Here is a 19,936-nt window from a genome sequence, read left to right as displayed (position 1 = left end):
TTCAGGGGGCCTTGAACTCGGTCGTGTCCAGGACGCAGTCGAACGGGGCGGGGATGGCGAGTTTCTCGCCGAAGGGCTTGGTGTCGCGGGACTCGTAGCCCTTGGCCGAGGGCATCGAGAAGACCGTGGCCCGCTCCTCCTGCATGTCGAGCAGCAGATAGACGGGGACGCCCGCTTTGCCGTAGACCTCGACCTTGTCCGTCATGTCGTCGTCGCGGGTGGACGAGGAGGTCAGTTCGGCGACGAAGGACAGGGCTTCGCCGTCCAGCTTGTTGCTGGTGCTCCGGCTGACGCTCCGGTGCGCCACGTGAACATCGGGCCCGTACGCGCGCTCCACACCCGGGAACACGTACAGGAACGGCCCGCAACTGATCCGGTGCTCCTCGGGGAGATGCTGCCGGAGCTGCTCGCACACCAGCTCCATGACATCGAGGTAATACCCCTTCGACCACGGCGACACGACGATGTTCCCCCTGATGATCTCGGCCTTGTAGCCGTCGGGCACGTCCAGCTCGTCGAGGGTCCTCAGCAGGTTCTCGAAGCTGTCGGACTCGGTGCCGCTTGTCGTCGGTCGCTCTGCCATGACTGTCATGATGCGCCCTCCCCGGTGATGCGGACCAGCCACCACTCAGAGTATCCGATCAGTCACTCCGCGCGGACCGCGCTTCCGATCACCCCTCAGCCCCGCCCGAACCGCTCCTCGCGATGCACCCGCCAGCGCCCCATCATCGCCTCGACCTCCTTCTCCACGAACTCGAAGAAGGCCAGTGTCTCCGCCAGCCGGCGGCCCGCCGGGGTGTCCTCGCCCAGGCTGGTGACGCCCTGGCGGAGGGCGTCCTCCCAGCGCCTGATGACGGCCTCGCGGTTGGTGAGGGCCTCGTACCACTGGTCGCCGTGGACCCGGTACCGCTCCCGCCGGGAGCCCGGCTCGCGCTCGCGGGAGACCATGTGCTGCTGCGCGAGATAGCGCACCGCCCCGGACACCGCGGCCGGTGAGATCCTGAGCCGTTCGCCCAGTTCGGCGGAGGTCAGCACCCCGGTGTCGGAGGCCAGCAGGGCCGCGAAGACACGGGCCGGCATCCGCGGCAGCCCGGCCTCCACCAGCTGCGCCGCGAAGTGCTCGACGAACCGCGAGACCGCCTCGGGATCCCGGGCCGCCCCGCTCGGCTCCGCCATGATCCGATCATCTCCCCTGCTCAGGCGCCATGGATCCGGTGGATCAAGTCTAACCAGCGATTCATACGCTTCCTTAACTTCACAATCTTCTGAAGAGAGCGTACGTTCCGAGGCATGACGAAGGCCATCACCGTGTCCGGACTGCACAAGTCGTTCGGCCGGACCCACGCACTGGACGGGCTCGACCTGAGCGTCGGGGCGGGTGAGGTCCACGGCTTCCTCGGCCCCAACGGCTCCGGCAAGTCCACGACCATCCGCGTCCTGCTCGGCCTGCTGCGCGCCGACGCCGGTGCCGTCCAGGTGCTCGGCCGGGACCCCTGGACGGACGCCGTGGAGATCCACCGCCGTATCGCCTACGTGCCCGGTGACGTGACGCTGTGGCGCAACCTCTCCGGCGGCGAGGTCATCGACCTGTACGGCAGGCTGCGCGGGGGCCTGGACCCGCACCGCCGCGCCGAGCTCACCGAGCGCTTCGAGCTGGACCCCACGAAGAAGGGCCGCACCTACTCCAAGGGCAACCGGCAGAAGGTCGCCCTGGTCGCCGCGTTCGCCTCCGACGTCGACCTGCTGATCCTCGACGAGCCGACCTCCGGTCTCGACCCGCTGATGGAGGGGGTCTTCCGGCGCTGTGTCGCCGAGGAACGGGACCGCGGGCGGACCGTGCTGCTGTCGTCGCACATCCTCAGCGAGGTGGAGGAGCTGTGCGACCGGGTCAGCATCATCCGCAAGGGGCGGACCGTGGAGAGCGGTTCACTCGCCGAGCTGCGCCATCTGACCCGCACCAGCGTGAGCGCCGAACTCGCCGGTCCGCCGAACGGCCTCGCCGGACTGCCGGGCGTGCACGACCTCGACGTCCAGGGGCACCGGGTGCGGCTCCAGGTCGACACCGACGGGCTCGACGCGGTGCTGCGCTCGCTGAGCGCGTCGGGCGTGCGGTCGCTGACGTCCACCCCGCCGACGCTGGAGGAGCTGTTCCTGCGGCACTACCAGGACGAGGTGACGGCCCGATGAGCCTGGCCGCCTTCGCCGTACGGCCCGCGAGCGCCCGCCAGTTCGCCGGCACCGGCGTCCTGCTGCGTTTCGCGCTGCGCCGGGACCGGGTGCTGATCCCGGTCTGGGTCGGGGTGAACGCCCTGATGGTGCTGTCCATGCCGAGCACGCTCGAGGGGCTGTACGGCACTCCCGCCGAACGCGCCGGCCTGGTCGCGCAGATGGGCGCCAACTCCTCCCTGCGGGCCATGGTGGGCCCGGTCCTCGGCGACTCCCTCGGCGCACTGACCGCCTGGCGGGCCGGGGTGTACGCGGGCGCGCTGGCCGCCGTGGTCGGTCTGCTCGTGGTCGTACGGCACACCCGGGACGAGGAGGAGAGCGGACGTCAGGAACTGGTGGCGTCCGGGATGGTGGGGCGCAGGGCCGCACTGACGGCGGCACTGCTCGCGGCGGCCGTCGCCAACGGGGTGCTGGCGCTGCTGGTGACGGCCGGACTGGCCGGACAGGGCTCCGCGGGCGCGCTCGCGTTCGGGCTGGGGCTCGCCGGTGTGGGGATGCTCTTCGCGACCACGGCGGCGATCCTGGCGCAGCTGACGGAGAGCGCGCGGCTCGCGCGGGGGCTGACGGCGGCGGCGCTCGGGGCCGCGTTCGTCCTGCGGGCGGCGGGCGACTCCGCGAGGGACGACGGGTCGTCGCCGCTGACCTGGGCGTCACCGCTCGGCTGGCTGACGAATCTGCGGGCCTTCGCCGGCGAACGGTGGTGGGTGCTGGGCCTGTTCGCAGGCGCGGTGCTGCTCCAGGCGGCGGTCGCGTACGCGCTCGCCGGGCGCCGGGACCTCGGCATGAGTTTCCTGCCGACCCGTCCGGGGCCGGCCGCCGGGCAGCTGGGCAGCGCGGGTGCGCTGGCCTGGCGGCTGCAGCGGGGCGGTGTGCTCGGGTGGAGCGTCGGCTTCCTGCTGGCGGGGCTGGTGTACGGCCAGATGGCCGAGGGAGCGGCCGATCTCGTCGCCGACAACGAGAGCGCGCGGGAGATCTTCCGGCGGATGGGCGGGCAGTCCGGGCTGACGGACGCGTTCCTCGCCGCGATGGCCGGCATGCTCGGGCTGGTGGCCGCCCTGTACATCGTGGCGTCGGTGCTGCGGCTGCACGGCGAGGAGACCTCGGGCCGCGCCGAACCGGTCCTCGCGGGAGCACTCGGACGGCTGCGCTGGGCCGCCGGACATCTGGCGGTGGCGTTCGGCGGATCGGTGCTGCTGATGCTGCTGGCGGGCGTGGGACTGGCCGTGGGCCACGGTGAGCAGGCGGGCCCGGTCCTGGGGGCGTGTCTGGTGCAGATCCCGGCGGTCTGGACGGTCGGCGGGGTCGCGGTGCTGCTGTACGGGCTGGTGCCCGGGGCGGCGATGGGCGCGTGGGGTGTGGCCGGCGCGGTGCTGCTGATCGGCTGGGTCGGCCCGGCCCTGGACGCCCCGCGGGCGGTGCTGGATCTGTCGCCCTTCGGTCATCTGCCGAAGCTGCCGGGCGGGGGCATGGAGTGGCCCCCGGTGCTGGTCCTCACGGCGCTCGCGACGGCCCTGGTGGCGGCGGGGCTGGCCGGGTTGCGGCGCAGGGACATGACGACGTGACAGGGGGCGGCCGGGCGGTCAGTCCATGTACGGCTTGAGCTCGTCGGTGTCGAAGGCGATGTCGACGGGGGGCGGAAGCACGACCTTCTGGCCCAGCCGGCGCTTCTGGACATTGCGGTAGCCGACCACCGGGTCCGGGTCACTGTGCACGAGGACGGAGCGACGGTCGCGGTCGATCAGCAGGTAGACGGGGATCCCGGATTCGGCGTAGGCCTGGGGCTTCTCCCCCCGGTCGCGATCGTGCGTGTCCGAGTCGAAGGAGGTGACCTCCACCGTCATCAGCACGCCTTCGGGCTCCGCCCAGTCCCCCTGCCCGGCGAAGTGGGCGACGGGCGCGAGCACCGCGTCCGGCCGGGCCCGGCCCTTGCGGTAGGACTCCACCTTCAGCCCCTGCACCGGGCTGAGGTCGAGTTCGGGCCTGGCCTGCATGCACTGACGGACCAGCCACATGATGATCGCGCCGTGATTGCCGTTGGTCACTTTCCTGAGCCCGATCCGTCCGTTGATGAACTCGAACCTGACGGTCTCGTCCTCATGTTCGGCGAACTCGGCGATCCGCTCGAACATGTCCACCGACAACCGGGATGACCCACGTTCTGCCATAACCGTCATGGTGCCTCCCTCCGCAGGCGAACACCAGCTTGGCGAGCCACGCACGTCCCGCACCCGGAATCGACCAGTGATCAGCCGAACGGGTGATCACCCCAGGTCCACGGCCAGCCCCTCCAGTCCCCTGATCACGAAGTTCGGCTTGCGCCGGGGCTCGGAGGCGAGCCGCAGCGTCGGGGCCTTCTCCAGCAGCGCCGTCATCGACGCCGCCAGTTCGATGCGGGCCAGCGGGGCGCCGATGCAGTAGTGGATGCCGGCGCTGAAGGAGATGTGCGGGTTGTCGCGGCGGGTGAGGTCCAGGCGCTCCGGCTCGGTGAAGACGGCCGGGTCGTGGTTGGCGGAGCCGAAGAGCATCGCGATCTCCGCGCCCCGCGGGATCACCTGCCCGTCGATCTCGATCTCGTCGAGCACCCAGCGCTCGAAGAGCTGGAGCGGGGTGTCGTAGCGCATCAGCTCCTCCACCGCGGAGGGGACCAGGGAGTGGTCCGCGCGCAGGGCGGCGAGCTGGCCGGGGTGGCGGAACAGCGCCCACCAGCCGTTCACCGTGGAGTTCACGGTGGCCTCGTGACCCGCGTTCAGCAGCAGCACGCAGGTGGAGATCATCTCCTGCTCGGTGAGCCGGTCGTCGTCCTCGTCGTGGGCGGCGATCAGGCCCGAGATCAGGTCGTCGCCCGGGTTCTCGCGGCGCTCGGCGATCAGCTCGCGCAGATAGTCCGAGAACTCGACGGAGGCTCGTACCGCTTTCGCCGCCGTCTCCTGTGGGGGGTTCAGCTCGTACATCCCGCAGATGTCCGCCGACCAGGGGCGCAGTGGGGCCCGGTCCGCCTCGGGGATGCCCAGCATCTCGGCGATCACCGCGACCGGCAGCGGCTCGGCGACGTCCTTGAGCAGGTCGCCGCCGCCCGCCGCGACCAGAGCGTCGACCAGCTCACCGGCCAGCTGCTCGACGTACGGCCGCAGGCGCTCCACCGTGCGCGGGGTGAAGGCCTTCGACACCAGGCGGCGGATGCGGGTGTGGTCCGGCGGTTCGAGGTCGAGCATCCCGTGGTCGTTCAGGGTGTGGAACGGCTCGTGCTCCGGCGGCGGGGCGGTGCGGCCGAACTCCTCGTGGGTGAAGCGGTGCTGGTAGGTCCGTCCCAGGCGCCGGTCGCGCAGCAGGGCCGAGACGTCCGCGTGATGGGCGACGAGCCACTGGTTCGTCGGCTCGAAGTACCGCACCCGGCCCGCTTCGCGCAGCTCGGCGTAGGCGGGGTACGGGTCGGCGACGAACGCGGGGTCCCACGGGTCGAACGCGAGGTCGTCAAGGGCTGCCATGAACGGACGGTAGCCCGGCACCCCGCCCCCTGGCCAGGGTCAGCCCGGCGTGACCAGCCGTGCCTCGTACGCGAACACCGCCGCCTGCGTGCGGTCCCGCAGACCGAGTTTCACCAGGATGCGGCTGACGTGCGTCTTGATCGTCGACTCGGCGACGACCAGCCGACCGGCGATCTCCGCGTTCGACAGGCCCTGCGCGATCAGCACCAGCACCTCCGTCTCCCGCTCGGTCAGATCGCCGTACGCCGCGTGCGCGGACGGCATCAGCCGCGGCGCCTCGGACAGCTTGGAGAACTCGGTGATCAGGCGCCGGGTGACCGTCGGGGCGAGCAGCGCCTCGCCGGACGCGACGACCCGTACCCCGTCGGCGAGCTGGCGGGCGGAGGCGTCCTTGAGCAGGAAGCCGGAGGCGCCCGCGCGCAGCGCCTGGTAGACGTACTCGTCGAGGTCGAACGTGGTCAGGACGAGGACCTTGGCGGCGCCGTCGGCGGCGACGATCTCCCGGGTCGCCTCGATGCCGTTCAGCTCGGGCATGCGGATGTCCATCAGGACGACGTCGGGGGCGAGCTCGCGGACCCGTTGGACCGCCTCCCGGCCGTTGACTGCCTCGCCGACGACCTCGATGTCGGGCATCGCGCCCAGCAGCACCGAGAAGCCCTCGCGCACCATCATCTGGTCGTCCGCGATCAGAACACGGATGGTCATGCGTCACCCTCGCTCGCCGTGGCGACCGGCAGGAACACCGCGACCTCGTAGCCGCCGTCGTCGGTGGCGCCGGCCGTCATCTCGCCGTTCAGCATGGTGACCCGTTCGCGCATGCCGGTGATGCCGTGACCGGCGCCCGGCGAGGGCTTCACGAGGCTCGGCTCGGGCGCGGGGCCGTTGACGACGCGCACGCCGAGCCCGCCGAGGACGTACCCGATCTCCACGCGGGCGCTCGCGCCGGGGGCGTGCCGCAGGCTGTTGCTCAGCGCCTCCTGCACGATCCGGTACGCCGACAGCTCCACGCCCTGCGGCAGCTCCCGCACCGCGCCGGTCACCACCTTCTCCACCTCCAGACCGGCGCCGCGCACATTGACCAGCAGGGCGTCCAGGTCGGCCAGAGTGGGCTGCGGGGCGTCGGGGGCCTCGTAGTCCTCGGCGCGGACCACGCCGAGGATGCGGCGCAGCTCGGTGAGGGCGGCCACCGCGTTCTCCCGGATCGTGGCGAAGGCGCGCTCCAGCTCGGGCGGCGGGTTCTCCACCCGGTAGGGCGCGGCCTCCGCCTGGATGGCGACGACCGACATGTGGTGGGCCACCACGTCGTGCAGCTCGCGGGCGATGGTGGTGCGCTCCTCCAGCGCCGTGCGCCGGGACCGCTCCTGCGCGGTCACCGTCTGCTGGGCGGTCACCTCCTGCTGGGCGGTGTGCCGGACGTGCCACAGGGAGACAAGGAGCAGGGCGAAGGCCGACGTCACCATCATGGGGCCGCTGTTGGTGTAGTAGTACGACCCGCCGAAGAAGACGTCCGAGAGGAAGGCGTACGCGGCGGTCAGCACCCACATCCAGGCCGCGGTGCGGGGCCGGGTGCGCAGGGCCACGACGACCAGCACCGTCAGGTGGGAGACGAACGCGCCGGGCATCCACGGCCAGTCCCACCCGCTGCCGTTGATCACCGCGATCACCGGGGTCACGGCGAGCGACAGCCAGAACGCGCCGATCGGCCGCACCAGCGTGGCGAGCACCGGCAGCGCGCACAGGAGGCCCGAGAGCAGGGCCGGCACGTCCCCGCCGGGCAGGCCACCGCTCACCGCGCCCACGCACAGCGCGAGCAGCGCGACCGCACCCACCACCGCGTGCGGGAGGTGCTGCGCGGCCGTCCGCAGCCGGCCGGGCAGCCGGCGGACGAACGGGCCGTCCGTGTGCCGGGGCGGCAGCGGGCGGTAGGCGAAGGGGTCGTGGAACAGGTCCTGGCGCAGTCCCCGCAGGGCGTTCTGGGCCAGCCGGTACTCCGGGCTGCGCGTCCCGGCCCCGTCGCCCTGCGGGGCGGCCGCGGTCTGCTGGTGAGTCGTCTCGGTCACGCTCACACGGTAGGCCGACCGGGTGGTCGCGGTCGTCCCCGCTGAGACGGGTTCCCGGGCGTCCCTCTCAGGTACTACGCAGGCCGCACCCGGGTTACCGATCGGTACGGGGGTGTCGGTACCCGGAGGGCCGTACCAGTCCCGACTCGTACGCGAACACCGCGGCCTGGGTGCGGTCCCGCAGGCCCAGTTTCACCAGGATGCGGCCGACGTGTGTCTTCACGGTCTGCTCGGCCACCACCAGACGCACCGCTATCTCGGCGTTCGACAGCCCCTGGGCGATCAGCGCGAGCACCTCCGTCTCGCGTTCGGTCAGCTCGCCGACGCGCTGTCTCGGCGGGGTGCGGGGCCGGGGGTCGAGCCGGGAGAACTCGGCGATCAGCCGCCGGGTGACACCCGGCGCGAGCAGGGCGTCCCCGGCCGCCACCACCCGTACCGCCTCGGCGAGCTGGTCGGCGGAGGCGTCCTTCAGCAGGAAGCCGGACGCCCCGGCGCGCAGCGCCTCGTACACGTACTCGTCGAGGTCGAACGTGGTCAGCACGAGGACCCTGATGTCCGGGGTGGCGGTGGTGATCCGTGCGGTGGCCTCGATGCCGCCGAGTTCGGGCATGCGGATGTCCATCAGGACGACGTCCGGCGCGAGTTCGGCGACCTGTGCGACGGCGTCGAGTCCGTCCACCGCCTGGCCGACCACCTCGATGTCGGGCTGCGTGTTGAGCAGCACGGTGAAGCCCTGACGGACCATCTGCTGGTCGTCGGCGATGAGTACGCGGATCATGCGGTGCCGTCCTGGGGAGGGGGTGCACAAGCGGGCGGGGCGGAGGCCGGGAGGTAGGCGTCGACCTTGTAGCCGCGTCCCGACCAGGGGCCGGCCGTCAGCCTGCCGCCCAGCATCACGGCCCGCTCCCGCATGCCGAGCAGCCCGTGCCCGGCGCCGGAGGACGGCGGTGCCTCGCGGGCGGCGCCGGTGTTGACGACCTCCACCCGCAGCCCCCGCGGATCGTAGGCCAGGGTGACGTGGGCGGTCGCGCCAGGGGCGTGCCGCAGGACGTTGCTCAGCGCCTCCTGCACGATCCGGTACGCCGACAGCTCCACCCCGGGCGGCAGCGGGCGCCGCTCGCCGTTGATCTCGGTGGTGACGGTGAGTCCGGCGGCCCGGGTGTTCTCCACCAGCGCATCCAGCCGGTCCAGGGTGGGCTGGGGCGCGTGCCGGGTGGCGTCCGGGGCGTCCGCGCGCTCGCCGGGGGCCGGGTGCTCGGAGCGCAGTACGTCCAGGACGCGGCGCAGTTCGGTGAGCGCCTCGACGGCGTTCTGCCGTATGCCGGCGAGGTTCTCCTTCAGCTCGTCGGACGGGTTCTGCACCAGGTGCGGGGCGACCTGGGCCTGGATGGAGATCACCGACATGTGGTGGGCCACCACGTCGTGCAACTCCCGCGCGATCCGGCCGCGTTCCTCCAGCAGGGTGCGCCGGGCGCGTTCCTCGGCGGTGAGCGTGGTCTGCTCCAGAAGTTCCGCGCGGGCCTCGCGGCGGCCGCGCAGGGCACCGCCGAGGACGACGGCGACGGCGAACAGGACGACGGCGGTCTGGCCGGTGGCCGCATGGTTCCACGCGCCCCACAGACCCTGGAGGACATAGGTGAGCAGGGCCGTCACGGCCCACGCCTCGACGGAGACTCGGGTGGGCACGCGCAGGGCGAGCAGCAGCAGCACCAGCGTGTGGGTCGCGATCCCCCAGGCGTGCCAGGGCCACGGGAACCCGTCGATCTGGCCGGCCATCAGCATGCGGCGCGCCAGGACCGCGCCCGCCAGCGAGGCGATGAGCGACAGCCACAGCGCCGGCACCGGACGCCGCAGCGCGAGGACGGCCGCCCCGCACTGTCCGAGCGCGACCAGCAGGGCGTTGCCGTTGCCGATCTTCCCGTACCCCTGGAGCTGGTTGAGATCGCCGAAGAAGAGGCCGAACGCGGCCAGGAACACCAACCCGTGCGGCACCCAGCGCAGCCACTCCGACGGCGGCAACGGGTCCGCGCGCACCGTCAGCAGGTCCGCCCGCGCCCCCCGGAGCCACCGCAGAACGGGCTCCGCCCCCTTGTCCGCCACACGGTCGAGCCTAGACACGACCTGCCTCCTTCGTCGTGGGCCGGTGCGCACGGACCACCCGGGACCGCCCGCGCCGCCCGCCGCCGCCTTGCTCCCAGTGCCGGAACGCCGCCCAGCAGAGCGTGAGGGCGAGGACGAACACGGGCAGCCAGACCAGCCGGGCGGCGACCCAGCCGAGACCGTCGGGCACGGTGTGCAGACCGGGGAGGCGGCCGGCCGGCAGACCGGTGGCGGTGGCCGCCATCAGGGCGGTCTGGTGCCAGAGGAAGACCGTCATCGCGGAGAGGTTGACCAGCGCCACCGCCGCCCACGCCGCGGGACGCCGCATCGCGCGCCGCAACGGGTCCCGCAGCAGCAGCGCGAGCCCGCACTGGGCGAGGCCGAAGGTGACGACGGCCAGCGTCGGCGGGTCGAGGTTGGAGATCCCGGCACCCGGGACGCCGACCATCGACGCCGGATAGCCGGCCCGAGCGACGAGCACGGCCGTGGCCGCCGACCCCGCGACGAGGAGGATCCAGCCGGACCTGCGGCGCTCCAGCTCGCCCCGGGTCCACGCGGCACCCAGGGTGTACGGCACCAGCCAGCCGGCCACCACGTTCAGCAGGCCGATCCCGTCCGGGGCACCGAGCCCGAACCGGAGCAGGTCGACGTGGAGGACCACGGCGAGCGGCCACAGCGGATGCAGGCGGGTGAGGAGCGGGGTGGCGGCGGTGAGCACGGCGAAGACCAGCAGGAACCACAGGGGCGACAGGGCGAGCTTCACCAGCGTGCGGGTGGTGGCGTACTCGGCCCCGGAGAGCACCAGGGCGAGGGCGACGGCCGTCCACAGCACGAGGACTGCGGCGACCGGGATGAACAGCCGGGCCAGCCGCGCCCGCAGCCACCGGTGGTACGGAAGGCCGCGGGCGCGGGCCAATCCGTACGAACGGGTCGCGACATGGCCGCCGACCAGGAAGAACACGGCGAGCGTCTGGAACGCCCAGGACACCGGGGCCAGCCACGGCAGGTGCTGGAGCGGGCTGGCCGTGCGCAGCGTACGGCCGTCGGCGACGAGGGCGGTGACCAGCCAGTGGCCCAGGACGACACCGAGGACGGCGCCGGCCCGCAGGGCGTCCACGGCACGGTCGCGGTGGGCGGGGGTGGCCGCGTCGACGCGCCGGGCGGCGTCGCGTATCGCGGCTGTCAGGTGCGTCATGGGGTCACCGCCGGGGTCTCGCCGAGGACGATCCGGGTCAGGTTGGCCAGGGAGATGGAGCCGGGGGTGAAGTAGTCGCTGTGACCGCCGTCGCCGGCCGCGAAGACACGGGCACCGAACTCCGGGGACAGGGGGTCGGTGCCGAAGCCGACGGTGGTGCCGAAGAGACCCGCGCTGAGGTGCGGGACGTTCTCCACCCAGTCGTCGGCGCCCCGGGCGGCCCAGATCCTGGCCCGGGTGTGCAGACCGGCGGCGGTGTCGGCGCCGGTGCCGGGGCTGCCGAGAAGGGCGATGTCGTCGACGTCGAGACCGTGGGCGGCGCGGGCGCAGACGACGGATCCGTAGGAGTGGCACAGGAGGGAGACACGGGCCCGTTGTCCGGCGACGGCACGCACGTCGCCCACCAGCGCCCGGAGTCCCGGTGCGGCCTCCTCCGCGCGGCCGGTGGTGGCGACGGCGGTGCTGAACGTGCCCGGCGTCTCGTAGCCGAGCCAGGCCACGACCGCGGCACGCCCACCGAGCCGCTCGTGCAGGGCGAGGGCGGCGGCACGGAACCGGCCGTAGGTGTCGATCGACGTGTCGGAGCCGGGCACGAGGACGGCGACACGGCCGGCCCCCGCGAGATCACCGAGCACCTCGGTGACCAGCCCGGCCCCGCGCCCGTCGAAGTGCAGCAACTGCCGCCGGGCCAGGGCGCGATCGGCGTCCGCGCGCCGCCGGTCCCCGTACGCGGCGGCCATCCGGGCGGCTTCCTCGGCACCCGCCCGGCGGGCGGCGTAGGTCGCCTCCAGGGTGGCCGCGGAGGGCGCCGCGAGCACGGCGGGAGGCGGCGCGGGCACCTGCGGCCGGGCCGCCCCGGCCAACGGCACGGCAACCGCCCCGGCGACGATCAACGCGAGCGCCGTCCGGCGCCACCGCCCACGCCCAGCCACCCCACGGTCCCCACCACTCCCGCGGGCAGTCGTGCCGCTGGGGCGATGGAAGTCCCCCGCTCGAGCGAAGTCGAGAGTGGGGGAGGGTGGGCGATGGGGGTACCTCCCGCTCGAGCGCAGCCGAGAGTGGGGGAGGCACCCCGCCCGCGCCGGGCTGCGCAACCACCCCCCGGCCCACCCCCACGCCGGTGCCCCCGTGCTCCCCGCTCCACCCCGGCGCGCCATCCCCACCCTCCCCGTCGGCCCGCCCATCGGGCCCTTCAGGAAAGGAAGTTACGGATCACCGCAGGTAACCCGCGTCCCGCCGAGGGACTCACTCACGGAGTAGCTCTCAGGTACTAGGGGTATGACACGCGCCCGGTTCACCAGGCCAGCTGGGCGATCTCCTCCGCCACCACGGCACACGCGTCCGCCGCCGGATCGATCAGCGGAAAGTGCCCCACGTCCTCCAGCAACGTCACCCCCACCACCTCCCCCGCCTTGGCCGCCGCGTCCGCGTACGCCTCGGCGACCGCCTGCGGTACGTCGACGTCGGTGCGCCCCTGCACCAGGGTGGTGGCGATACCGGTCGGAAGCAGCAGCGCGGGATCGGCACTCGGCCTGCGCTCGGCGAAGTGATCGTCCCCGCCGAGAAGTTGCCGCACCGCGTCACCGCACACACCGAGCTTGTCGGCGACCGCGAGGTCGGCGATCGGAGCGAGGGCGACGACACCGCGCAGGGGCGCCGGCGCGGCGGTGCGCCACGGGGCGGCGGCGGGCAGCAGGTGCCGGGCGGCGGCCCACAGCGCCAGATGGCCGCCGGCCGAGTGACCGGTGAGGACGACGCGCCGCGGATCGGCCCCCGGCAGGTGCTCCCGGATCAGCGCGGGCAACGCGTCCATCGCGGCGGCGACGTCGTCGAACGTGTCGGGCCACCGCCCGGCGACCGCGGCACCGCCCGACTCCCCGGCACCGCGCCGGTACTCGACACTCGCCACGGCGAAACCCCGCCCCGCCAGGAAGGCCGCGAACGGGCTGATGTGACGCCGGTCGTACGGCGCCCGCCAGGCGCCGCCGTGCAGCACCACGACGACGGGCGCGGGCCCGGCCGCGCCACGCGGCACGTAGAGGTCGATCAACTGGTCCGGATCGTCGCCGTACGTCACCGTGGCGTCGGGTTCGACGGGCGGGTGGGAGAGCGCCGACTGCTCCTCGGCGGCGGCCCGGGCGGCTGCGACGTCGTCCGTCATGCTCCAACCTCTCAGCGATGCGACGTGGGTTGACGGACCGGGCGGGAACGCGGCCGTTCGGCGGGACGGTATCAGGGCGGCCACGCGCCCCGACATGGGGATGTCACGCTCGGTCAGCGAGTTCGGGGCGGCACCCTGCGGCGCCGCCCCGAGGCCGGACTACGCCAGTACCTCCGCCAGCACCCGCGCCGCCCGCTCCACGTCCGCGAAGCCGACGTACAGCGGGGTGAACCCGAAGCGGAGGACGTCCGGGTGACGGAAGTCGCCGACCACGTCCCGCTCGATCAACCGCTTCATCACCTCACCCGCGTCCGGGCAGCGCAGCGCGACCTGGCTGCCCCGCTCCCCGTGCGGACGCGGCGTCACGCACTCGACCCGGCCCTCGGGCACGTACTCCCCGACGCACTCCAGGAAGAAGTCCGTCAGCGCGAGCGACTTGGCCCGCACGGCGTCGACCGTCACCCCGTCCCAGACCTCCAGGGCCGCCTCCAGGGCGAGCATGGAGAGGATGTCGGGGGTGCCGACACGCCCGCGCAGCGCACCCGCCGCCGGCCGGTAGTCCGCACGCATCCCGAAGGGTTCCGCGTGGGAGTTCCAGCCGGGCAGCGGGGAGTCGAAGCGGTCCTGCAGACCGGCGCGCACGTACAGGAACGCCGGTGAACCGGGCCCGCCGTTCAGGTACTTGTAGGTGCAGCCGACCGCCAGGTCCACGCCGTGCTCGTCCAGCCCGACCGGCAGCGCGCCCGCGCTGTGGCACAGGTCCCAGACGACGTACGCGCCCGCCGCGTGCACGGCGGCCGTCAGCGACGGCAGGTCGTGCAGCCGTCCGGTGCGGTAGTCGACGTGGTTGAGCAGCACGGCCGCCGTGCGGTCGCCCAGCGCGTCCGGGACCTCGGACGGCGCGACCGGACGCAGCGTACAGCCGGTCATCCGGGCCGCCGATTCGGCGATGTAGCCGTCCGTGGGGAACGTGGTCGCGTCGACCAGGATCTCGTCCCGTCCGGGACCGGCCGACCGCGCCAGCCGCACCGCGCCCACCAGAGCCTTGAAGACGTTGACACTGGTGGAGTCGCCGACCACGATCTGCCCGGCCGCCGCGCCGACCAGCGGCGCGATCCGGTCGCCGATCCGCTCCGGCGCCGTCCACCAGCCGCCTTCCGTCCAGGACCGGATCCGCAGCTCGCCCCACTGCCGGCGCACCACGTCCTCGACCCGTCCGGGGACGGCCACGGGCAGCGCGCCCAGTGAGTTGCCGTCGAGATAGACCACGCCGTCGAGGGTGAACTCCTGCCGCTTGCCGGCCAGTTCGTCCGCGGCGTCCAGCTTCTCCGCCGTCAGTGCGAGCTCAGACATAGGACCGCGCCGTCCACAGCTCGGGGAACACGCTCTTCTGCGCCCGCTTCTCCAGCCAGGCCACCCCGGCGGAGCCGCCCGTGCCGGTCTTGGCGCCCATCGCGCGGCGGGTGGCGACCAGGTGGTCGTTGCGCCAGCGCCACACCAGCTCGGCGACATCGGTCAGGGCCTCGCCCAGGCGGGCGACGTCGTCCCGCTCGTCACCCGCGTAGACGGCCGTCCAGACCGCCTCCACCTGGGCCGACGGCTCGTACTTCTGCGACACGTCGCGCCGCAGCACCTCGTCCGGGATCGCGTGCCCGCGCCGTGCCAGGAACCGCAGCACCTCGTCGTAGAGACTCGGTTCGTGCAGCGCCTTCTCCAGCTCGGCGTGCACGCGCGGCGCGCCCCGGTGCGGGACCAGCATGGACGCGGACTTGTCGCCGAGCAGGAACTCCATGCGCCGGTACATCGCCGACTGAAAACCGGATCCCTCGCCGAGGGCGCCACGGTAGGAGTTGAACTGCGCGGGGGTGAGGCCGCTCAGCGGCCGCCAGGAGGCGTTCAGCGCCTCCAGCTCCCGCCGCGACCGCCGCAGCGCGTCGACCGCGGTCGGTACGTCGTCCTCCCGCAGCGCCTTCGCCGCGGTCTCCCACTCGTGGACGATGACGGTGAACCACAGCTCCATCACCTGGGTGGTGACCAGGAAGACCATCTCTCCGGGATCGTCGGAGAGGGTGTGCTGAAGGTGGGTGAGGACATCCGCCTTGACGTAGTCCTCATACGGGGTAGTCCCCTGGAAGTCGAGATGCGGGGTCTCGGGCTCGTGAGCCTCGTGGGACATCGCTGTCTCCTGAAATGTACTCCGGGTAGCGGTCCGCCCCTGCCGTTACCGGCACGGGGGCCCCGGTCCCCACGGTGCATCCTGCGTAATCGTCCCCCGAAACCGCAAGGCCCGCCTGCTCACAGGCGGGCCCCGGGTGCGGGACGGCTCAGCCGAGGACCTGGGCCGCCGTCGGGGAGGAGTCCTTCAGGAACTGCGAGCAGCGCTCGTACTCCTCCTGCTCGCCGATCGCCTGCGCGGCGCGGGCCAGGGCGTGCAGGGCGCGCAGGAAGCCCCGGTTGGGCTCATGCTCGGAGGAAAATGGCGGAAGATGTACCCGAGAGTATGAGAGGGCACGGTATGACCGAGCAGGAGTGGCTGGACAGCCTCGCGGCCCAGCTGCCGGAACGGGACCTGGAATGGGTGGTGGAGCTTGCCAGGATCTGCTCCACGGAGTGGGCGGGGGACAAGCCGCCGACGGGGGAGGCCTGCGAACCCGCCGAGACCGCTGCTCTCCATGATGGCGATGGTTCGAGGCCGACCAACGCGTCGCACGGGTTTCCGGTCCCCTCTCAAGCCGACGAGATCTGACCCGGGGACCTCTTCGCCCCGAGCGAGGTTCGGTCCAGATCGATACCTGCCGGTGGGTCCGCTCCCAGAACGCCCCTCATCACCTACTTCAGGACCCGGCACCGGGCACCCGCGCGATCGTTCCGTTCGGGTGCGCGTGGATACAGTCGTTCGACGGAGCCGAGACCTGCGCATTGCGAGGGCTTGCGGGGTCGTGATGGCGGGTGCCACATGATCACATCGGATCCTGTTTTCCCTGATCAGCGACTTGCGGGCTCGTCGGTGCCTGCCACTTGATCCACTCTGTGCCACACCGTCCGCTCACGCATCGCCCGCAGGATGAACAGCAGTTTCCCCAAGGAGCTGCAGTGGCCACAGCACCAGGCTCCCGCCGCGGTGGGAGCCAGTCATCTCGACGACGAATGCCCCATTCCCAAGCCCCTGGAGGCGCCCCTGTTCCCGCGCCATGCCAGCCATCCCTCACATAGAAAGCTTGCTGCGCCTCCGCGTGCGCCTACTTTGCCGACGGACTGACGCAACCGGAGCACGTGCTTTGACTAGGAAGCCAGACCGCTCACAAATGACCAAGTCGAAACGGCGGCCGAACAGGTCGTAGCCGTAAGTCCACTTGGCGCCGTCGGGGCCGGTTACCTGGGACTGCTGGTCGTCCAGCGTGTACTGGAACTTGGCGGAGGTGTACGAGGCGGTGCCCGAACCGCCGCCGAACTGCGGGTCGGCCGGGCTGGCGCCCGCGTACTCGCCGGTCTCGACGGTCCGTTCACGGACGTCGACGATGGTGCGGGTCGCCGAGCCGCCCTGGACGGCGGTGGTGGCGGTGGAGTCACCGGTGTAGCTGGTGGTGGTCGACCACTTCTTCACCCCGTATGTGTAGAGGGTGCTGGTCGTGGTCCGTTCCGCGCCGTCATAGGCCGTCTCGATCTGCCTGGGTGCCTCGCCGTACTCCGCGCGCGTGTAGGTGCCGTTAGGGGTTGTGGTGCTGTCGAAGATGTCCTCGTACGTCTCGTAGGCCAGACCCGGGTGTCGTAGCGGGTGTCGGTGAGCACCTGGCCGCCGAGCGGGGTGGGGGTCTGGGTCTGCAGCGGGCGCATCATCGAGTCGCACAGCTCGTAGCCCGTGTTGTACGTCTCGCCGTCCTTCTTCAGCCGGTACTTGAACGTGGTGTTCGCGCTGCAGCCAGCGGCCTTGTTGCGGTTGGGTTCCCAGACCGCCGTAAGTCGGCCGAGGGCGTCGTACGTGGTGGCCTTGACCCTCTGCCAGCCCGAGGCCGGGCGCAACCCTTCCACGCCCGCCGTCGTGCCGTATCCCGTGGCGCGGCCGGTCCAGGTCGCCGCTCCCTTGGTGGGGGTCTGGGTCGCGGACCATGCGGTGGCCGAGGGGTTGTTCGTAGACGGTGGCGGTGTCGGACAGCACGTCGCCGCGCGTCCTGGAGTTCGCCGGCAGGTTCAGGCTGGTGTCCGCCACTGAGCAGGACTGGCCGACGGTACGGCTGCGGGAGACCAGGTCGCTGATGCCGGCTTCGGAGTTTCGGCATGGACCGGTCGTGAATCAACGAAGCCGGGTCCCCAACAAGCAAGGGGGACCCGGCTTCCAGCTGTCACCTGAGCACCGGCTCGATGTCCGCCGGATCGAAGATCGGACCGTTGGACGCGGGCTTGATGATGACCGCGCGGAAGACCTTGAGGACCGCGGCGCGCTGCTGCTCGATCGCCAAGTTCTCCCAGCGCCCCCGTATGTCGATGGGGCCCGCTGCGAAAGTCGCGGCCTCTGCCCGATGCAGGGCTCGCTCCCGATGCAGCTCCGCGATCTGCTTCTCCATGTCCTCGGTGAGGGCGATGTAGCGAGCGGCAGACATGCGCTTCTCCTGCCACGCCTGCTTGAACTCGGCCATGTCCCGTTCCAGGGAGGCCAGTTGCTCCTCCTTGGTCCATTCCGGCGCGCGCTCACGTACGCTCGCCAGCGCCTTGTCCGAGCTGAGGAACACCGCGTTCCTGATGAGACGGTCGACCGGTTCGCCGGCCCTGGCCACTCCCCCGCATCCGCCGTCGTTCTTACCGGGGCACGCGTACTTGAACTGCGACGACGTCTTCGTCTTCCGGTACGACGGGAAGGCCCGCATCTTCGTACCGCACCGCCCGCACCGGGCGATGCCGGAGAGCAGGTACTTGGTGGCGTTGTCCCGTGGGACACGCCCCTCCGACTCCCGCTTGACCTTCTCCGTCAGCAGGTACCAGTCATCGGGAGTGATGATCGGCTCCCAATCGCCGACGACGGGAGCACCGCTCTCGTCCAGGAACAGCTCACCCTGGTGCATCCGATAACCACAGATCCGCGGGTTCATCAGCATCCGCTTGATCTTGGAGTCGTCGAAGACGCCGCCGCTGTGCGACCTGACCCCCTTGTCCCGCCACTCACGCGCGATCGAGGCCCAGCGGACGCCACCGAGAAAATCCCTCACCGCCTTGCGAAGGTTCTCGGCCTCTTCCGGCACCAGCGTCCTGCGATCCTCGCGGTTCCATCCGTACGGCGCCCGACCACCAGGGAGCTTGCCCTTCGCCGCCAGTTCCAGGTGCTTGCGCCTCGTCCGCTTCGACGTGTCCGCCGAGGACTTGTTGGCGATGGTGACCTTGATCCGCGCGATGAACCGACCGTTCTCCGTGGACAGATCGATGTCCGACGCCGATACGGAGTCGAAGACGAGGTGGCGCTTCCGGCGCTCGGCATCCTCGTACTCGTCGATCCATGCCTCCAGTTCACGCGGCTGACGCGTGAAGCGGTCGATGTCCCAGGCGACGACCCCATCGATCCGCCCGGCCTTCAAGTCCTCCAGCATCTGCCGGAACTCAGGCCGTACCGTCTTGCGCTTGTACGCGGAGAGGTCGTTGTCCTCGTAGACCTTGGCGACCTCCCACCCCCGGGCAGCACAGTGCAGTCGGCAGTCCTCCTCCTGCCGCGCGACGCCCAGCCCCTCGGCCTCGTCGTCCTTGCTGATCCGGGTGTAGATGCCCACCTGAATGGCCCCGGAGGACGCCCGTCGTGCCGCCATGCGCCGGATCGTCGCATATCGCGATCAGGCACATCAAGCGCCATTCTCATATCCACCCGGTCCACGGCCGATAATACGCAGAGGCGTCCCGGAGGCTCATCCACAAGTGGCAGACTGCTTGCATGACGACGCACAAGAACCTGCTCGGTGGCCCGGACCCGACGTACCTGCCGGAGAACGAAGAGGCATACCGCCTACTGGGCGAGGAGTCCCAGCCCCCGGCCGAGGTCGCGGCGAAGCACCCTACGTTCTCGCTCGCCTGGGCCATGCTCGCTGACGACGCCTTCGAGGCGGGGCGGGTCGTGGAGTCGTACGCCTACGCGCGCACCGGCTATCACCGGGGTCTCGACTCGCTGCGCCGTGCCGGGTGGAAGGGGCACGGCCCCATCCCTTGGGACCACCGCGCCAATCGCGGGTTCCTGCGCTGCCTCGCGGCCCTCGCCCGTGCCGCCGACGCGATCGAGGAGAAGGAAGAGACGGAGCGTTGCTGGCAGTTCCTCAAGGACAGCAGCGCCGAGGCGTACGCCGAACTGAAGCGGTAGTCACCGCAGTTGAGACGTCTGTGCCGCCGTCACTCAGGCAGCGACGGCGGCACGGAATGCAGTAATTGAACGATTACATATAGTGCCATTCTGCCACGGCACCGGGCCGTGGCCCTTCCAGCCGTTGCGGCGCAGCGCGTCCAGTCCGCGGTGGTAGCCCGTACGGGCGTACGCGTACGACTCCACGACGCTGCCCCGCTCGAACGCCTCGTCGGCCAGCCGCGCCCAGGCCAGCGAGGAGGTGGGGTGCCGGCCGGCGACGTCGGCGGGCGAGGTGCCGGACGCGAGCAGCTCGCGCGGGCCGGGGTCGTCGGGGAGGTGGGTCGGGGGCGGGCCCCCGAGGAGGTTCTCGTGAATGGACATGGGTCCAGTCTCGTA

General features: G+C 71.7%; 18 protein-coding genes and 3 pseudogenes. 4 read left to right on the top strand and 17 right to left on the bottom strand.

What is annotated here, in order from left to right; all coding sequences use genetic code 11:
- Window position 1: 1 nt before the first annotated feature.
- Window positions 2–583, bottom strand: coding sequence for a Uma2 family endonuclease (locus tag ACZ44S_RS18850; protein ID WP_466930376.1), 582 nt, complete (start codon window positions 581–583; stop codon window positions 2–4).
- 95 nt (window positions 584–678) lie between these two features.
- A complete protein-coding gene (locus ACZ44S_RS18845) occupies window positions 679–1,176 on the bottom strand; it encodes a GbsR/MarR family transcriptional regulator (protein WP_466930374.1) in 498 nt (165 codons plus the stop codon).
- A 114-nt stretch (window positions 1,177–1,290) separates the two neighbouring features.
- On the opposite strand from ACZ44S_RS18845, the gene ACZ44S_RS18840 reads away from it, so the two are divergent.
- Complete coding sequence (locus ACZ44S_RS18840; protein WP_466930373.1) at window positions 1,291–2,187, top strand: ABC transporter ATP-binding protein; 897 nt, start codon at window positions 1,291–1,293, stop codon at window positions 2,185–2,187.
- The gene (locus ACZ44S_RS18835) at window positions 2,184–3,788 is read left to right on the top strand and encodes an ABC transporter permease (protein ID WP_466930371.1); all 1,605 of its coding nucleotides are present in this window, start codon (window positions 2,184–2,186) and stop codon (window positions 3,786–3,788) included. The genes ACZ44S_RS18840 and ACZ44S_RS18835 overlap by 4 nt, the downstream gene beginning before the upstream one ends.
- A gap of 18 nt (window positions 3,789–3,806) precedes the next feature.
- Here ACZ44S_RS18835 and ACZ44S_RS18830 read toward each other — a convergent pair whose 3' ends face one another.
- From ACZ44S_RS18830 to ACZ44S_RS18775, 12 genes and pseudogenes are all read right to left on the bottom strand, one after another.
- The gene (locus tag ACZ44S_RS18830) at window positions 3,807–4,400 is read right to left on the bottom strand and encodes a Uma2 family endonuclease (RefSeq protein WP_466930369.1); all 594 of its coding nucleotides are present in this window, start codon (window positions 4,398–4,400) and stop codon (window positions 3,807–3,809) included.
- An 87-nt stretch (window positions 4,401–4,487) separates the two neighbouring features.
- Window positions 4,488–5,711, bottom strand: coding sequence for a cytochrome P450 (locus ACZ44S_RS18825; protein ID WP_466930368.1), 1,224 nt, complete (start codon window positions 5,709–5,711; stop codon window positions 4,488–4,490).
- Between the two features lie 39 nt (window positions 5,712–5,750).
- A complete protein-coding gene (locus ACZ44S_RS18820; RefSeq protein WP_466930366.1) occupies window positions 5,751–6,416 on the bottom strand; it encodes a response regulator in 666 nt (221 codons plus the stop codon).
- Window positions 6,413–7,771, bottom strand: coding sequence for a sensor histidine kinase (locus ACZ44S_RS18815; RefSeq protein WP_466930364.1), 1,359 nt, complete (start codon window positions 7,769–7,771; stop codon window positions 6,413–6,415). The genes ACZ44S_RS18820 and ACZ44S_RS18815 overlap by 4 nt, the downstream gene beginning before the upstream one ends.
- Before the next feature lie 94 nt (window positions 7,772–7,865).
- Window positions 7,866–8,549: a response regulator gene (locus ACZ44S_RS18810; RefSeq protein ID WP_466930361.1), complete on the bottom strand. Its 684-nt coding sequence runs from the start codon at window positions 8,547–8,549 to the stop codon at window positions 7,866–7,868.
- A complete protein-coding gene (locus ACZ44S_RS18805) occupies window positions 8,546–9,889 on the bottom strand; it encodes a sensor histidine kinase (protein ID WP_466930358.1) in 1,344 nt (447 codons plus the stop codon). The genes ACZ44S_RS18810 and ACZ44S_RS18805 overlap by 4 nt, the downstream gene beginning before the upstream one ends.
- The gene (locus ACZ44S_RS18800) at window positions 9,882–11,066 is read right to left on the bottom strand and encodes an acyltransferase family protein (protein WP_466930356.1); all 1,185 of its coding nucleotides are present in this window, start codon (window positions 11,064–11,066) and stop codon (window positions 9,882–9,884) included. Before ACZ44S_RS18800 ends, ACZ44S_RS18805 begins: the two co-directional genes overlap by 8 nt.
- Window positions 11,063–11,998: an alpha/beta hydrolase gene (locus ACZ44S_RS18795; RefSeq protein WP_466930354.1), complete on the bottom strand. Its 936-nt coding sequence runs from the start codon at window positions 11,996–11,998 to the stop codon at window positions 11,063–11,065. The genes ACZ44S_RS18800 and ACZ44S_RS18795 overlap by 4 nt, the downstream gene beginning before the upstream one ends.
- Before the next feature lie 362 nt (window positions 11,999–12,360).
- Window positions 12,361–13,227 carry an alpha/beta hydrolase gene (locus ACZ44S_RS18790; RefSeq protein ID WP_466930353.1) on the bottom strand — a complete coding sequence of 289 codons (867 nt, stop codon included), beginning with the start codon at window positions 13,225–13,227 and terminating at the stop codon, window positions 12,361–12,363.
- Window positions 13,228–13,386: 159 nt separating this feature from the next.
- On the bottom strand, window positions 13,387–14,580 hold the full coding sequence (gene kynU / locus ACZ44S_RS18785) for a kynureninase (protein ID WP_466930351.1): 1,194 nt from the start codon (window positions 14,578–14,580) through the stop codon (window positions 13,387–13,389).
- Complete coding sequence (locus ACZ44S_RS18780; protein ID WP_466930349.1) at window positions 14,573–15,403, bottom strand: tryptophan 2,3-dioxygenase family protein; 831 nt, start codon at window positions 15,401–15,403, stop codon at window positions 14,573–14,575. The genes kynU and ACZ44S_RS18780 overlap by 8 nt, the downstream gene beginning before the upstream one ends.
- A gap of 148 nt (window positions 15,404–15,551) precedes the next feature.
- Window positions 15,552–15,707: pseudogene (locus ACZ44S_RS18775) on the bottom strand (DUF3151 family protein); the annotation flags it as partial.
- 35 nt (window positions 15,708–15,742) lie between these two features.
- Here ACZ44S_RS18775 and ACZ44S_RS18770 point away from each other — a divergent pair.
- Window positions 15,743–15,973, top strand: a complete 231-nt coding sequence (locus ACZ44S_RS18770) for a hypothetical protein (protein ID WP_466930347.1) — start codon at window positions 15,743–15,745, stop codon at window positions 15,971–15,973.
- Between the two features lie 573 nt (window positions 15,974–16,546).
- Here the strand turns inward: ACZ44S_RS18770 and ACZ44S_RS18765 are convergent.
- A pseudogene (locus ACZ44S_RS18765) lies at window positions 16,547–17,500 on the bottom strand (RHS repeat-associated core domain-containing protein); the annotation flags it as partial.
- Between the two features lie 67 nt (window positions 17,501–17,567).
- On the bottom strand, window positions 17,568–19,016 hold the full coding sequence (locus ACZ44S_RS18760) for a recombinase family protein (RefSeq protein ID WP_466930346.1): 1,449 nt from the start codon (window positions 19,014–19,016) through the stop codon (window positions 17,568–17,570).
- A 122-nt stretch (window positions 19,017–19,138) separates the two neighbouring features.
- On the opposite strand from ACZ44S_RS18760, the gene ACZ44S_RS18755 reads away from it, so the two are divergent.
- Complete coding sequence (locus ACZ44S_RS18755; RefSeq protein ID WP_466930344.1) at window positions 19,139–19,558, top strand: DUF3151 domain-containing protein; 420 nt, start codon at window positions 19,139–19,141, stop codon at window positions 19,556–19,558.
- Between the two features lie 87 nt (window positions 19,559–19,645).
- On the opposite strand, the pseudogene ACZ44S_RS18750 reads toward ACZ44S_RS18755, so the two are convergent.
- A pseudogene (locus tag ACZ44S_RS18750) lies at window positions 19,646–19,921 on the bottom strand (DUF3151 domain-containing protein); the annotation flags it as partial.
- Window positions 19,922–19,936 lie beyond the last annotated feature (15 nt).

This window comes from Streptomyces malachitofuscus (genome assembly GCF_055571035.1).
Note: the sequence above shows the minus strand (reverse complement) of the source record. Positions and strands in the feature narration are given on the sequence as shown.